Genomic DNA, 15,830 nt, shown 5'->3' with positions numbered 1-15,830 from the left:
AAAGAAACTTCTTTGTGGAAATCCGGAATTATCCGCATCGGCTTTTGAGCAAAAAAGAATCTGTGCAATCTGTGGTAAAATCGAATATCAGAATTATAAATCTTTCAGCAATATCTTGCTGGTGCTTTTATAATATTCTTCACGGGCATTTGCCAGCGCCTCCCAAGAACTGCTGTATCGCTTTTTGTCTATTTTGAAGGCTTCCGTTCCGGCTATGTCCAGTCTGTTCAGCAGCATAGCCACGTTCATCCGGTTGATATCTACTGACGGCAAATAGCCTATGCTTTCATCGTCACCGTCCATAGCAGTTTCATAAATCATGTGCATGTCCTGTAGTTCATACAGGATTTTCTTGGTGAGCCTTATCGGGATTTTATGTTCGTCGCTGAGTGTCTCGGCGGTATAAGGAGCCTCTTCCGTCTCAAAGCGCTTGCATATCAGAGACATGATGAGGATACACAGAAAGTCGTGATAACGGCGGCTGATATTTGCCGTTTCTTTGCTGAAACTGTAGTTGCGAAGATTCTGTGCCACATAGCAAAGTTCTGCGCCATACAGGCAGATTCCCCATGAAATCTGCGCCCATAACAAGAACATAGGAATGGCGGCGAAGCTACCATAGATTGCATTGTACCTTGATACCCATATCTGACTGCCGATATACAAGTATTGAAAAGCCTGAAAGGCTGTGCCTGCGATGATACCCGGAATGATGGCATACTTCAGTTTCACTTTAGTATTGGGCATAAAGACGAACAGTCCCGTAAACATGGCCCAAGTCAGGATGAAAGGGATCAGGCGTACCAGAAATTTCATCAGGGGTGCCAGTAATACGAAGTCCTCCATGTTTTTCACCATGGTGGACATAAAGATGGTAAGACCGCTGGAAAGTACGATAAGTAGGGGCAGTAAGAGCAGGATGGAGAAATAATCCGTCATTTTGCGATACAGTGTACGGGGCTTCTTCACTTGCCATATATAATTGAAGGTACGTTCTATGTTATAGGTCAGGCTCAGAATGGTCCAGAACAACATCACCAGACCCACTCCGATAAAAATTCCGCTTTTGGCGTGCACCAGATAGGAGTCAATCAGGCCAAGAATGGTTTCGGCAGCCGCACTCTGTCCTTCAAGACCGCTACGGAACTGGGTTTCCAGCAGGTTGGAGAAGCCGAAACCGCGTGCGATGGCGAATAAAATGGCCAGAATGGGAATAATAGAAAGCAGGGTGCTGTATGTCAGTGCGGATGCTTTATTCAAAATACGTCCCTGAGTGAATTCACGAACAGAAAGAGTAGCGATTTTTATTGCATTATAGAGTATTCCTCGGGATTTGCTAACCTCGTCTTCTGTCACCCGCCATATATCATCTTTGAGAAACGATTGCAGACCTTTCAGTTTTTCCTTGTTCATGGTACTCATAAGCTCTTCATTAGGATATATGAAAAAAAAGCAGCCGGCCTGTAAGCCGGGTTCTGTTCTTCGCCTTGCGGCGAAGTGCCTGCCATTTATCTACGCCTGTTGTCACCAACAGGCTCTAGCGGTCTACCCTCCGACGTGGGGCGAGCAACCCTCATAATGTCGGTTTACATGACCTTACAACTCCTAAGACGTACAGCCCGTCATGTCACCATGCGGCTGGTAGGCTCTTACCCCACCTTCTCACCCTTACCCCGTTTCCCGTAGGAATTGTGGCGGTTGTTTTCTTCTACGTTACTCCACCTTTGCAGATAGCTTTCTGTTAGGAAGTAGGATGCTCTGCGTTGCCCGGACTTTCCTCTTTCGCCTTACGGCGTCAGCGGCAGACCGGCCGGCTGCTTTTAAGTGTACAAAGATAGTGATTTTAGGTTAAACGTAGGATAATAAAGCGGAAAAAAGTAAGAAAATAAATGGAAAAACGAAGAAAGAGCGGAACAGCCCATTACTTTTTCTTGGTATATATAATAATGAGAAGAGAATCGGTGATGATCGGTTCGGCACTCCTGCTTATCGTATAGAAACAACGGTAAAAACAGAAATATAAAAGTAAATGAACAGTGCCGGAAAGAGAAGTGGGTGCAGTTTTCGCTTTCCCTCTCCGGACACGGATTTTAGCGGTAGAATTCCAGTTCGTTTCTTAATGAACGCACTTCCTGTTGCAGAAGTTCTATACGTTCCAGCATGTGGTGAATGGCGTCGATTCCTGCAATATTGATGGACAAGTCATAATATAAATGCGTGTAACGCTCCAGTTCCGCTAGTTGGGATGTGGGGAGGTAGCGTTCCTCGTCAATCACCCGGACTTCGATCAGTCCGTCTTCTTCCAGTTCCATAATGAACGACGGGTCCACATGGCAACGGTCGCAAAAATCGTTGATAATAATTAAATCGGTCTGCATAATCCTTCTCTTTTTTTAATTGCTACTATCTTTTAATTGGCGGAACAGCTCTTTCTGATGTTCGGTCAGGTTGCTAGGAATGGTGACATTATAAGTTACTATCAGATCGCCAAATTTGCCTTCTTCCTTGTAAACAGGAAAGCCTTTGCCTTTCAAACGGACTTTGGTTCCGTTCTGGGTTTCAGGTTTTACTTTCAGTTTTACCTTGCCGTTCAGTGTGTCCACGGTTTCTTCACCACCCAGTACGGCGGTGTAGAGGCTAAGCGGAGCATGGATATATAAATCATTTCCCAAACGTTTGAATACAGGATCGTCTGGAATGACAAAGGTGATGTACAGATCGCCTGCAGGACCACCGTTTACCCCCGGTGCACCATGACCACGCAATTTGATAGTCTGTCCGTTGGCTATACCTGCCGGAACAGTGATACGTATGTTCTTTCCGTTTACATTAAGCACTTGTTTGTGTGTTTCGGCGGCTTCACGCAATGAAAGTTGTAATTCAGCATTATAGTCCTGTCCACGGAATCCGGCGCTTCGTCCGCCGTTTGCACCGCCACGATGCCCGAACAGTTCTTCAAAGAAATCAGAGAAACCACCTGCGCTGCCACCGAAATGTGCACCGGTGAATTCTTCTCCTCCATTGCCGGAATACCAGTAACTGCCGTTACCGTCCGTACCGAATCCGCTTCCGGCTCCGCCAAACCCTCCGAATCCACCAGCACCTCCATATTGTTGCTTTTGTTTTTCAAATTCGTCGGCATGTTTCCAGTGTTCCCCGTATTCGTCGTATTTCTTACGTTTTTCCGGGTCACTCAGTACTTCGTTGGCTTCATTTATCTCCTGAAACTTATCTTTGGCTCCAGGATCATTCGGATTCAAGTCAGGATGGTATTTGCGGGCCAGCTTACGGAAAGCCTTCTTGATATCATCTTGGGTGGCGCTTTTGTCCACTCCCAATACTTTGTAATAGTCTATGTAAGCCATATTATATATTTGTTAAATTTCATCTGCTTTAAGAGAAACAAAATACATGCCAATTGGTTGTGTTCTGTTTTTATTTTATTATCTTTGCAGCGAATTTTTAGAAATTATTCTAAAGGAAATGAGGGGATTGGCAATCATATTCAGGTTTTTTATGCTATTAGTCCTGCTGCTTCCTGTGGTTGCTCTGTGTCCTGTGAAGGCGGAAACGACCTCGGAAGGGCCTATCCTTATTGTCACTTCTTATAATCCCGAAACGCGTAGTATTTCTGACAACCTGTCTGCTTTTATGGATGAATACAGACAGCGTGGCGGCAAGTATACTCCGATCATAGAGAGTATGAACTGCAAGAATTTGTCCGAGGCCTATCTGTGGAAATCGCGTATGGCCTCCATCCTTGGTAAGTATAAGGGGAAAAACCGTCCGTCACTGGTTATATTGTTGGGGCAGGAGGCATGGTCGGCTTATATCTCACAAGACACAGAGATAGCTAAAAAGACTCCGTCTATCTGTGGCATGGTCAGTGTCAACGGACTGGTATTGCCCGATGATAGTATCGACACGCGGGTATGGGAACCTGAAAGTAAGAATATTTATACGGATTTCAGTGATTATAATATTGTTGCCGGTTATGTATATGAATATGATGTCGATAAAAACATAAAGCTGATGCGTCGTTTTTATCCTGATATGCGCCGTGTGGCATTTATATCGGATAATACCTATGGCGGGTTGTCTATGCAAGCCTTGGTTAAAAAGGAGATGAAGAAGTACCCCGATTTAGAAACAATTTGGCTGGACGGCCGTACAGAAACCTTTATGGAAGTGAGTGAAAGGATGCGCAGGTTGCCTCAAAATACGTGTGTGTTATTGGGAACATGGCGTGTAGACTGTACGGAGAGTTATGTTATTGGTAATACGACTTATATGCTGCGCGATGCGAATCCCACCCTGCCTGTGTTTACTATTGCATCTGTGGGGCTGGGACATTGGGCATTGGGAGGATATACTCCCGAGTACCATGCGGTAGGAAAGAATATAGGCGCGGTTACTTATGATTTTTTGGATAAAGGGGATAGAGAAGGGGTGGACTTGTTGACTATTCCCGGAAACTATACTTTTGATATAAAGCGTTTGCATGAATTCAAATTGGATTCATTGAATCTTCCTCAGGGAGCGGTGTTGGTGAACAAGACTCCTTCGTTTTATGAGCAGTATAAATATTGGGTCATAGGGGTTGTTTCGGCGTTCATGTTCCTGATAGCCTGTTTCTTGATAGCCATATATTATATTATCCGTATCAACCACTTGAAACATAATCTGGAAGTATCCGGCGAGGAACTGCTGGTAGCCAAGGAGAAAGCGGAGGAATCCAACAGGTTGAAGACGGCTTTTCTGGCCAATATGAGTCACGAAATACGCACTCCCTTGAATGCCATTGTGGGATTTTCCAGCGTGTTGGTCAGTGATGATTCCTCTCCTGCCGAGAAAGAGCAGTATTGTGATATCATTCAGAAGAATTCCGATTTGTTGTTGCACCTCATAAATGATATTCTGGACATCTCGCGCATGGAATCCGGAAGGATAAAATTCGTATGGGAAGAATGTGATGTGGTAGAGTTGTGTCAGACGGCTTTGTCTACAGTGGAGTATGGACGCAAGACCAGTGCTTTGTTTCTGTTTGAAACTCCTGTGCCTTCGCTGGTTGTCAAGACGGATGCCCAGCGTCTGAAGCAGGTGTTGATTAATTTGCTGTCCAATGCCGCAAAATTTACTCCGTCCGGTTCTATCAAACTGACGGTTGCCATAGACAAACAGCATCAGCAGTTGGAATTGTCAGTGTCGGATACTGGTTGCGGTATTCCGCCCGATAAGAGTGAAAAGGTATTTGAACGTTTCGAGAAATTGAATGAATATTCCCAAGGTACGGGGCTGGGATTGGCCATTAGCAGGCTGATAATCGAGAATCTGGGAGGTAAGATATGGGTGGACAAGGATTATACCGAAGGCGCCCGGTTTGTATTCACGCATCCTTTGACTAAAAAAGAATAAAGAATAGAGAAATGAAATATAGAATATGTATCAGTGCCCTGCTGTTGTGGGCAGGTATGCAGTTGTCTGCATCCAATAATCAGGAAGAAGTGGTTATCAAGATTATAGAAACCAGTGATGTGCACGGGAATTTCTTTCCGTATAACTTTATCGAACGGAAAGAATGGAGTGGAAGTCTTGCCCGTGTTCATTCCTTTGTGAAAGAACAGCGTGAGAAATATGGGGATAATTGCCTGTTGATGGATAATGGGGATATCCTGCAAGGTCAGCCTACAGCTTACTATTATAATTTTATGGATACCGTGTCTACTCATGTTGCGGCGGATATGATGAATTATATGGGATATGTGGTAGGTAATATGGGTAACCATGATGTAGAGACTGGGCATGCGGTGTACGACCGTTGGATAAAACAGTGCGATTTTCCGGTACTGGGGGCTAATATAATAGACAATGCCACTGGAAAACCTTATCTGAAACCCTACGAGGTGTTGGAGCGCGACGGAGTGAGGATAGCGGTTCTGGGTATGATTACTCCGGCCATTCCTTCATGGTTGCCGGAGAAATTATGGAGTGGTCTGCATTTTGAGGAAATGGAGCCCTGCGCACGCAAATGGGTGAAGATTATAAAGGAAAAAGAGAATCCTGATGTCATTGTGGGATTGTTTCATGCCGGAAAGTCGGGCAACGTGTTGGGACAGGTGGTGGAAGATGCCTCTATGGATGTAGCCAAACGGGTTTCGGGCTTTGATGTGGTGCTGATGGGGCACGACCATACTAGGGAATGTGTAAAGGTGCAGAATGTGGCAGGAGACAGTGTGCTGGTCATTGACCCGGCAAACAATGCCAATGTAGTTTCGGATGTGACCCTGACCGTAACAAAGAAAGATGGGAAAGTAGTGGAGAAGTCGGTGGAAGGTAGATTGGCGGATATGAACAAGTATCCTGTCAGCCGGGAGTTTATGGATAAGTTTGCCCCTCAATACAAGGCTGTAAATGACTTTGTATCCCGTAAAATCGGTACAATTTCACGTACCATCACAGCGAAGGATGCTTATTTCGGTTCTTCTCCTTTCATAGACCTGATTCATCAGTTGCAATTGGAAATTTCGGGTGCTGAAGTGTCTTTCTGTGCTCCGTTGTCCTTCCGGGCAGAGATTAAAGAAGGAGACATCTATGTGAGTGATATGTTCAATTTGTACAAGTACGAGAACATGCTGTATGTGATGGAACTTTCGGGCAAGGAAATTAAAGGTTTCCTGGAAATGGCATACGCCATCTGGACTAATCAGATGAAGAGTTCCGAGGACCACCTGATGCTTTTCAAGGAGCCGGTGGAGAAGGGGAAGCGTGCTAATTTCAAGAATTTCAGCTTTAACTTTGACTCTGCCGCAGGCATTAATTATACGGTGGACGTGACCAAGCCGGCAGGAGAGAAAATCACGATTCAGAGCATGTCGGACGGGACTCCTTTCAGTATGGATAAGGTTTATAAAGTGGCTTTGAATTCTTACCGTGGGAACGGTGGCGGAGATTTACTGACTCTTGGAGCTGGAATTTCCAAGGAAGATTTGGCAAAACGTATTATTTTTGCAACCGATAAGGATTTGCGTTATTATCTGATGCAATATATTGAGCAGGAAAAAGTGCTGCATCCTCATGCTATGCACCAGTGGAAGTTTATTCCGGAGGAATGGACTGTGCCTGCCGCGAAAAAAGACTATCAATTGTTGTTTGGCGAGGAAAAGAAATAAATAGTTGAGCAAGAGAAGGTACATAGTAGCCCCGTTATTACTGCTGGCGCTGTTTTTAACGTATCAGGTAAGCATCACTTTGTTTACCCACGTTCATATTGTGAACGGGGTGATGATTGTGCACTCTCATCCTTCGTCCGAAAAACACCATACGCATACCACAGGACAGGTAATCTCAATTGCTCATCTGAGCACTATCCAGACTCTGGAGCCCGGGGGGCAGACAGAGATGACTGTATTCCGTCCTGTGTTGTATGTTTTGGAATACAAGACAAATACTTTCCGCGCGAAAGCGCTTTGTGCGCAATGTATCCATTTGCGCGCTCCTCCTTTTTATTGCTGAAACATAAGGTATATCTGTTGACGGGATACATTCGGATAATCCGTTCAACAGATGCGGATGTGCTTTTGCCGTAGAGCTGCACACATTCTTTAATTGAATAAACCGAAACATTTTAGTAATAGAAAAAATAGATGAAACAATATATTCTGTTACTCGTGCTCATGGTGATGGGTGCGGGTATCCATGCGTATGCAGAAGATGTAAATCCTGTGAAGGAAGGAAATGTGATTTCAGGTCATGTAGTGGAAAAAGGCACGGAGAACAGCCTTCCGTATGCTACCATATTGATTGTGGAAACCGGGGAAGGTACGGTGAGTAACGAGGACGGGGAGTTCCGTTTCAAGAAGGTTCCGGCAGGAAAGTACACATTGAGGGTTCAGCTACTGGGCTATGAGACACAGGAAAAGAAAGTGACCGTCAGTAACGACTTCACGGTAGATGTTCATTTTTTGATGAGTGACGAAAGTATTATGACGGACGAGGTAGTCGTATCGGCCAATCGCAATGAGACAAGTCGCAAGGTGGCTCCGGTGGTAGTCAATGTGATGAATGCCAAGCTGTTCGAATCGGTGAATTCTACCGATTTGGCTAAATCCTTGAATTACCAGTCGGGGTTGCGTGTGGAGAACAACTGCCAGAACTGCGGCTTCCCTCAAGTGCGTATCAATGGGCTGGAAGGACCTTATTCTCAGATTCTTATCAATAGTCGTCCGGTAGTCAGTGCTCTGTCCGGTGTGTATGGCTTGGAGCAGATTCCGGTGAATATGATAGAGCGTATAGAGGTTGTCCGCGGAGGAGGGTCGGCCTTGTTTGGTGCTAATGCAGTGGGCGGAACCATCAATATCATCACGAAAGACCCCATCAACAATTCATTTCAGGTTTCTTCAACAATGTCCAATATGAACGGCAAGGTGTGGGAACAGTATATGGGAGCCAATGCCTCTTTGGTGTCAAAAGACAATACGTATGGCATCGCTTTGTATCAGTCTTATCGGAACCGTAATCCGTATGATGCGGACGGGGACGGTTTCTCGGAGTTGGGAAAGCTGAATATGAATACGTTCGGGCTGCGCACCTATTACCGTCCTACGCAGTTCAGCCGTATCAGTCTGGAATATCATACCACGAATGAGTTCCGCCGCGGAGGGAATAAATTTGATTTGCAGCCGCACGAAACGGATATCACCGAACAGACCAAGCACGTTATCAATAGTGGCGGATTGAGTTATGATCTGTTTTGGAAAGAATACAAGCATAAGCTTTCTTTCTATTCTTCCATCCAGCATACCGACCGTAACAGTTATTATGGTGCGCAACAGGATGCGAATGCATACGGAAAGACGAAAGATCTGACTTGGGTGGCAGGCGGCATGTATGTGGGTAATTTTGAGAAAGTTTTATTCTCTCCTGCTACTTTTACCGCCGGGCTGGAGTATCAGAACAACTCCCTGCACGATGTTATGACCGGTTATCACCGTGATATGAAACAGGATGTACGCATTGCCAGCGCTTTTGTGCAGAACGAATGGAAAATGAATCAGTTTGTATTCTTGGCCGGGTTCCGTCTGGATGACCATAACCTGATTGACAACCCCATCTTCAGCCCCCGTCTGAACCTGCTCTACAAACCCAGTGACAAACTACAGGCGCGCATCACCTGGTCCACCGGTTTCCGTGCGCCGCAGGCTTATGATGAAGACTTGCACGTTACGGCAGTAGGAGGTGAGGGCGTGCTTATCAAGTTGGCGGAAGGGCTGAAGCCTGAGCATTCTAACAGCATCAGCGGCTCCATTGACTGGACGGCGAATATCGGTCATTTCCAGACCAATTTGTTATTGGAAGGGTTCTATACCGGATTGGATGACGTATTTGTACTGGAGGATATGGGCCATGACGAGAATGGTAACAAGGTGAAGGAGCGTCGTAACGGTAACGGGGCACGTGTGTATGGCGTGAATCTGGACGGAAAGATTGCACATGGACGTGATGCGGCTTTACAGGTGGGCTTCACGGTGCAGCGCAGCGAATATACTGAGCTGGAGGCATGGAGTGAGAATCCTGAGGTAGCGCCGGTGAAGCGGATGCCCCGTACTCCTGACTATTACGGTTATTTCACATTGACATCTGCTCCGTTCAAGAATTTCGACTGCTCCTTGTCCGGTGTGTACACAGGCCGGATGCATGTGCCACATTTCGCACCGACAGAATTGCCCGAGGAATATATAGGACAATATATCGCTAAAGATGAAATGGTGCATACTCCTGATTTCTTTGATTTGAATGTGAAACTGAATTATACGTTTGTATTGAATGACCATATCAAGTTGCAATTGAACGGTGGAGTGCAGAATATCTTTAATGCTTTCCAAAAGGATTTGGACAAAGGTGGTTATCGTGACTCGGGTTATTTCTATGGGCCTACACAGCCTAGAACGTATTTTGTGGGGATCAAGATTACGAATTGAATAATCTGCTGATTTGTCAATGTGCTAATATGTCAATGGGTTACGCTTTGTTCCACATGGCACATTAGCACATTGTCACATTGACAAATTAGCAGATTGATTTATTACCAACTACTGACAAGTGACTATACTTTTCTGTAATCCGGAATCCCGGATCGGGATAATTATATAAGGGGAAGCGGTGTTCTGTTTCTCCTTCCATATATTTCCACAGACTGGCATATTCTTCTTTCTTCTCGCCCATTTCCTGCAATTGCAGCATATATTGCCAGATAGACTTGTTTTCCTTGATGTATATTTTTTCCATCTGATGAATAATCGGACTATGCTGGCGGGTTGGGTCATGGTCAAATTCCAGTATCCGTTTTCCCTCTTTTGTCATACCGATAGTTACGAAAGTCATGCTCTTGCCTATACCCGGCAGGTTCAGTACGCTGCGGTCTGTTGCTACGAAAGGAATCTGATGGAAGGTGCAGAAACGCTGTACGGCTGCCGCACGGTCTTTACTGTTTCTCAACAGGTTCAAAAACTCCTTTTCTTGCTCTGCGGAGAGTTTTCCCCATACCTTTTCCTCTTCTTTCTCCTGCAAGGAGCGGCTGTTAGGTGCAAATACGGCATAATTCTCCTCAAATCCTTTTACCGAGAAGGTGTAATAGCATAGTACACCCAGCCCATTCAATACTTTGCGCAGCTTGGCGGTGTGTCCGCGACGGGAAGCCGCCACATTATATACTAACTGGTTGGTGATAGTCCACCCGGCTGCCAGTATCTTGCGGATAGCTTCACGCGCTTCGGGTGTTACTTCCAGCGGAGTCTGGAAATGCGTTTGAATCAGAAATTGGCTGACTCCTACGGCAGATGCCTTTTCTTTGAACTCGCGTAAGATTTCCAATAGCTCGTCATTGATTCGCATGGGCAGATATACCGGGAGCCGGCTGCCCAAGCGTACTCGTTGCAGTTCCGCATATTTCTCTCCTTCGGCGCGTTGCAGGTTTGCGTTCCGTTTGCGGACAGCCATTTTGTAGACGGCTTCCAGTATATTGCGCAAGGTCTTGTTCTGGCTCATCAATGCATCGCCTCCCGTAATCAGGATATCCCTGAGCTGAGTGTCGTTCTCGAAATATTCCATCAGTTTTCTCAACCTCTTGTCCCAGCTCTCTTTCGGCTTCAATTCCTCGAAGTTGAAGTTCAGACGTTCACTTTGAAAGTCGTACATGCGCTGGCAGGATGCACATAGGCCGCCGCAGGCACGTCCCATCGAGTCGGGGATAAGAATGGCCACATCGGGATAACGGCGGTGAATGTTGTGTCCGTCCGGCAGCAGCCATCCGGCAGCGTTGGGCTTTCCGTCCTCTACTGCATCTTCTTTTTCCCATGCGTGGATGTTACCGTAAGTTTCTACCAATTGGGAAGAGTACAAGATATAGCTGCGTATGGCTTCGTCATCATATCCTTTTCCGGTAGGATTCAATAATGACAAATAATAAGGGGTGATGAAGACAGGCATTCCTTTCTTGCGTGCTTTGTGATAAAGCTGCAAGGTTTCTTCGGACAGGGAGTTGCCTAGCATCCGGTTCAGTTCGGTAGGGCTTTTTACGGCCATTGCCAGATGAAAACGGGCTTCGTTCCACCATTGACAGACCAGCCGGCGTTTGTCCTCTTCCGTGCTTCCTTCAGGAAAAAGGTAGCGGCTGGAGGGTGCGTGTCTGTTTTCTATTTTCTGGATAAGAAGGGAGATGATACGTTCTTTGTTTTGTCGGCGGATAGCCCGGACATCCTCATTCAGTCCGCTGGGCCAGCGTTTCATCCACTGTTGCACTTGTTTTTCATCAGGTAGCTCCTCTTCTTCGTGATAAAGCCGGTCGAACTGGTGATACAGGTCAATCCATAAATCAACGGAAATCTCTTCATTGATGATACGATTCGTTAAAAACTTCCAAAGCAGTGAGATGGTTTCTATTTTAATCTCCTGTTCTGTAGAGGCTTCGTAAATGGTTTTTCCATCGTTATCTATCAGTCTTTTAATTTGCCTTGCGGCAGTAGGATTGTAAATAGGACCGGATAATAGATAATCGTTCAGCTTATTCTTGAAAGCTGTTTCATCCTGACTTTCTGAAGCCAATGAAGTGAGTTGGGTTAATCGGGTTTCGAATAGTGTTTTAATGCCATGGGTGGATAACATCTTATTCTTTTGTTTCATAAGCAAACGGTTGTTAAGAAAGTGAATACTATAAATAACATATTTCTCGTAGAAAAGTTATCAAACTGTTAACTTCATGCTGCTAAGATAGTAAAAAAGCTTCTTTTATGCAAATTCATTAACAAAAAGACTCTTTTTATAAATAGCATTATTTTATAGAGTACATTTGCTTTGTGCTTTCGTCTTTTTTTAAAGCCCGGAGCTTTTATCGGGAAACGAAGAAATTCGTAGTTTTGTAGAGCTTTGCTTGTTTGCAGGTCAATCAAGCTGAAGAGAAACCTCATTTTAATAAATGGAAAAACAACATAGAAGTAAATAAATGGAACTGAAACAACTTTTTACCTTTGCAGCAGCCTGTTCGCTGGCACTTTCGGTATCGGCGCAAGATAGAGTACACTATACAGGCACGGAGCTGTCTAACCCTACCTGTCATGACGGGCAATTGTCACCCGTGGTAGGGGTACACAATATTCAGGTGATGCGTGCCAACCGGGAACATCCTGCACCCGATAACGGCAATGGATGGACATACAATCATCAGTCCATGTTGGCTTATTGGAACGGACAATTCTATATGCATTATCTTTCCGATCCTTCGGACGAGCATATTCCTCCCTCACAAACTTTCCTGATGACCTCGAAAGACGGTTATCACTGGACAAACCCGGTGACCCTTTTCCCTATCTACCGGGTTCCCGATGGCTATACCAAGCCCGGACGCACAGACAAGGCGAAAGATCTGGATGCCATCATGCATCAGCGTGTAGGCTTTTATGTGTCAAAGAGCGGCCGACTGATAGCCATGGGAAACTATGGCGTGGCGCTGGACAAGAAAGATGACCCGAATGACGGGAACGGAATAGGCCGTGTGGTTCGCGAAATTAAAAAGGACGGTTCCTTCGGCCCCATTTATTTCATTTATTATAACCATGCGTTCAATGAAAAGAATACCTCTTATCCTTATTTTAAACGGAGTAAAGACAAGGAGTTTGTAAAAGCCTGTCAGGAGATTCTGGATAATCCCCGCTACCGTATGCAGTGGGTGGAGGAAGCCGACCGCAATGACCCGTTGATTCCTTTACACAAGGAATACAAAGCGTATTGTGACTATACCTTGCCCGACGGCCGTTTGGTAAGCCTGTGGAAACATGCCCTGACTTCCATCAGCGAGGATGGCGGGAACACATGGGCGCAACCGGTGGAACGTGCGAAAGGCTTTGTAAACAGTAATGCGAAGATCTGGGGGCAGCGTTTGAGTGACGGTACATACGCCACGGTGTATAATCCTTCCGAGTTTCGCTGGCCGCTGGCTATCTCGCTCAGTAAGGACGGGCTGGAATATACGACCTTGAATCTGGTGCACGGCGAGATTACACCGATGCGTTACGGAGGTAATTATAAATCATTCGGTCCTCAGTATGTACGGGGTATTCAGGAAGGTAACGGGACTCCTCCCGATGGTGATTTATGGGTGACTTACAGTATGAATAAAGAGGATATGTGGGTGTCTCATATTCCTGTGCCCGTCCGCGCACACGCCAGCGAGCATGCTGACGACGATTTTGCCGGCTACAAAGATTTGAGCGAACTGACCGACTGGAATTTGTATTCCTTGCAGTGGGCTCCCGTATCACTGGATGGAAAATGGCTGGTGCTGCAAGACAAGGACTTATTCGATTATGCCCGTGTGGAGCGTAAGATACCTGCTACAAAAGAACTGAAAGTATCTTTCGAACTGATGGCGGAACAGAACGATAAAGGACTTTTGCAGATAGAATTTCTGGATGAAAACGGCATTGCCTGTTCCCGTCTGGAATTGACTCCCGATGGACTTTTCCGTGCCAAAGGAGGTGCGCGGTTTGGTAATTTGTTGAAGTATGAACCGGGCAAGACGTATAAGGTAGAAGTGGAGCTTTCTGTTGCCAACCGCATGGTAATTGTCTATGTGGATGGAAAGAAAGTGGGGCAACGTATGTTCTTTGCACCCGTTCCGGCCATCGAGAGAGTGATGTTCCGCACCGGAGCGCAACGGACTTATCCTACGGTGGATACCCCGGCAGACTGGTATGGCATTCTGCCGAATGCGGGTGAGCAGGAACCTTTGTGCACCTATCGTATAGCTCATTTCAAGACGGCTTCTGCTGATAAGGATGCCGGTGCAGCCTTCTTGAAATATAAGGATTTCAAGCCCTATGTGGATTATTTCAACAGCATGGAGGATGAGAATATAGCCCAGGCTATTCCCAATGCCCGTGCATCTCAATGGATGGAAGAAAACATTCCTCTTTTCGAGTGCTCTCAAAAGAACTTTGAGGAAATGTATTATTATCGTTGGTGGACGCTGCGCAAGCACATCAAGGAAACTCCGGTGGGCTATGGCATGACCGAATTTCTGGTAAACCGTTCGTATGCCGATAAATACAATCTGATAGCTTGTGCCATCGGTCATCATATTTATGAGAGCCGCTGGTTGCGTAATCCGGAATACTTGAATCAGATTATCCATACTTGGTATCGGGGTAACGAAGGAGGCCCGATGGCTAAAATGACCAAGTTCAGCTCGTGGAATGCGGATGCGGTACTGGGACGTTACATGGTCGATGGAAACAAGGAGTTTTTGTTGGATATGGTAAAGGATTTGGAAGCGGAATATGCCCGTTGGGAAAAGACAAACCGCCTGCCCAATGGACTTTATTGGCAGGGAGATGTGCAGGATGGTATGGAAGAATCCATCAGCGGAGGCCGTCGTAAGCAATATGCCCGTCCCACTATCAACAGTTATATGTATGGCAATGCCAAAGCACTCTCTCTTATCGGCATCATGACAGGAGATGAGGGCATGGCCATGAAATATGGATTGAAAGCCGATTCCATTAAAACATTGGTACAGGATAAGTTGTGGAACACAGACCATCATTTCTTTGAAACGATGCGTGGAGATGCGTCCGCCGAGGTACGCGAGGCTATCGGCTATATCCCTTGGTATTTCAATTTGCCGGATGCTTCTTCCAAATACACTGTGGCATGGAAGGAAGTGATGGACGAGAAAGGTTTTTCCGCACCTTACGGACTTACCACTGCCGAGCGCCGTCATCCTGAGTTCCGCACGCATGGCGTAGGTAAGTGTGAATGGGATGGGGCTATCTGGCCGTTTGCATCTGCACAGACTTTGACCGCAATGGCCAATTTCATGAATAATTATCCTCAGACTGTATTGACAGATAGCGTGTATTTCCATCAAATGGAACGCTATGTGGAGTCGCAGCATCACCGTGGCCGCCCCTACATAGGCGAGTATCTGGATGAGGTGACCGGTTATTGGTTGAAAGGAGATCAGGAACGCAGCCGTTATTACAATCATTCTACTTTTAATGATTTGATGATTACCGGTTTGATAGGACTCCGTCCGCGCATGGATAACACAGTGGAGGTGAATCCGTTGATTCCCGAAGGAAAATGGGATTATTTCTGTTTGGATAATGTGTTGTACCATGGCCGTAACCTCACTATTTTGTGGGATAAGGACGGCAGCCGTTACCAGCGTGGAAAAGGTCTGCATATCTATGTGGATGGAAAGGAAGTGGGACACGCCGATACATTGACCCGTGTCCTTTGTGAGAATGTGCTATAGATTTGAATAAAGGGGATGTCTT

Annotated in this window: 9 protein-coding genes and 1 other RNA gene; 5 read left to right on the top strand and 5 right to left on the bottom strand. The window is 45.9% G+C overall.

Features of this window, described 5'->3' with window-relative positions; genetic code table 11:
- Window positions 1–93: 93 nt before the first annotated feature.
- The 4 genes from RE317_RS11430 to RE317_RS11415 all read right to left on the bottom strand — a co-directional run bounded on the left by RE317_RS11430 (window position 94) and on the right by RE317_RS11415 (window position 3,365).
- A complete protein-coding gene (locus RE317_RS11430) occupies window positions 94–1,422 on the bottom strand; it encodes a YihY/virulence factor BrkB family protein (protein ID WP_005843831.1) in 1,329 nt (442 codons plus the stop codon).
- Between the two features lie 26 nt (window positions 1,423–1,448).
- An RNA gene (rnpB, locus tag RE317_RS11425) (RNase P RNA component class A) lies at window positions 1,449–1,818 on the bottom strand.
- A 272-nt stretch (window positions 1,819–2,090) separates the two neighbouring features.
- Entirely contained in the window at window positions 2,091–2,378 is a 288-nt protein-coding gene (locus RE317_RS11420) for a chaperone modulator CbpM (protein WP_005843833.1), read from the bottom strand.
- Between the two features lie 15 nt (window positions 2,379–2,393).
- Complete coding sequence (locus RE317_RS11415) at window positions 2,394–3,365, bottom strand: DnaJ C-terminal domain-containing protein (protein ID WP_005843835.1); 972 nt, start codon at window positions 3,363–3,365, stop codon at window positions 2,394–2,396.
- A 46-nt stretch (window positions 3,366–3,411) separates the two neighbouring features.
- Between RE317_RS11415 and RE317_RS11410 the strand changes: the two genes are divergently transcribed.
- The 4 genes from RE317_RS11410 (at window position 3,412) to RE317_RS11395 (ending at window position 9,977) form a co-directional block, all read left to right on the top strand.
- A complete protein-coding gene (locus tag RE317_RS11410; protein WP_011965716.1) occupies window positions 3,412–5,415 on the top strand; it encodes a HAMP domain-containing sensor histidine kinase in 2,004 nt (667 codons plus the stop codon).
- A gap of 11 nt (window positions 5,416–5,426) precedes the next feature.
- Entirely contained in the window at window positions 5,427–7,169 is a 1,743-nt protein-coding gene (locus RE317_RS11405) for a bifunctional UDP-sugar hydrolase/5'-nucleotidase (RefSeq protein WP_008667256.1), read from the top strand.
- A gap of 4 nt (window positions 7,170–7,173) precedes the next feature.
- Window positions 7,174–7,512: a hypothetical protein gene (locus tag RE317_RS11400; protein WP_032939344.1), complete on the top strand. Its 339-nt coding sequence runs from the start codon at window positions 7,174–7,176 to the stop codon at window positions 7,510–7,512.
- A gap of 131 nt (window positions 7,513–7,643) precedes the next feature.
- The gene (locus RE317_RS11395) at window positions 7,644–9,977 is read left to right on the top strand and encodes a TonB-dependent receptor (RefSeq protein ID WP_008667259.1); all 2,334 of its coding nucleotides are present in this window, start codon (window positions 7,644–7,646) and stop codon (window positions 9,975–9,977) included.
- Between the two features lie 88 nt (window positions 9,978–10,065).
- Here the strand turns inward: RE317_RS11395 and RE317_RS11390 are convergent, their stop codons facing one another.
- Window positions 10,066–12,177 carry a KamA family radical SAM protein gene (locus tag RE317_RS11390; protein ID WP_008667261.1) on the bottom strand — a complete coding sequence of 704 codons (2,112 nt, stop codon included), beginning with the start codon at window positions 12,175–12,177 and terminating at the stop codon, window positions 10,066–10,068.
- A gap of 319 nt (window positions 12,178–12,496) precedes the next feature.
- Here RE317_RS11390 and RE317_RS11385 point away from each other — a divergent pair, with 319 nt between their 5' ends.
- The gene (locus RE317_RS11385) at window positions 12,497–15,808 is read left to right on the top strand and encodes a glycosyl hydrolase family 65 protein (RefSeq protein WP_118430287.1); all 3,312 of its coding nucleotides are present in this window, start codon (window positions 12,497–12,499) and stop codon (window positions 15,806–15,808) included.
- The last annotated feature ends 22 nt before the right edge of the window (window positions 15,809–15,830 follow it).

This window comes from Phocaeicola sp. GP0067, from assembly GCF_031119655.1.
GTDB lineage: Bacteria > Bacteroidota > Bacteroidia > Bacteroidales > Bacteroidaceae > Phocaeicola > Phocaeicola vulgatus.
This window is presented reverse-complemented; position numbering and strand designations above follow the sequence as displayed.

Excerpts from the sequence above, each read along its gene's own strand:
- RE317_RS11415 (WP_005843835.1), bottom strand. The coding sequence starts at position 3,365 with ATGGCTTACATAGACTATTACAAAGTATTGGGAGTGGACAAAAGCGCC.
- RE317_RS11385 (WP_118430287.1), top strand. The coding sequence starts at position 12,497 with ATGGAACTGAAACAACTTTTTACCTTTGCAGCAGCCTGTTCGCTGGCA.
- RE317_RS11395 (WP_008667259.1), top strand. The coding sequence starts at position 7,644 with ATGAAACAATATATTCTGTTACTCGTGCTCATGGTGATGGGTGCGGGT.
- RE317_RS11390 (WP_008667261.1), bottom strand. The coding sequence starts at position 12,177 with ATGAAACAAAAGAATAAGATGTTATCCACCCATGGCATTAAAACACTA.
- RE317_RS11410 (WP_011965716.1), top strand. The coding sequence starts at position 3,412 with ATGCCAATTGGTTGTGTTCTGTTTTTATTTTATTATCTTTGCAGCGAA.
- RE317_RS11430 (WP_005843831.1), bottom strand. The coding sequence starts at position 1,422 with ATGAGTACCATGAACAAGGAAAAACTGAAAGGTCTGCAATCGTTTCTC.
- RE317_RS11405 (WP_008667256.1), top strand. The coding sequence starts at position 5,427 with ATGAAATATAGAATATGTATCAGTGCCCTGCTGTTGTGGGCAGGTATG.
- RE317_RS11420 (WP_005843833.1), bottom strand. The coding sequence starts at position 2,378 with ATGCAGACCGATTTAATTATTATCAACGATTTTTGCGACCGTTGCCAT.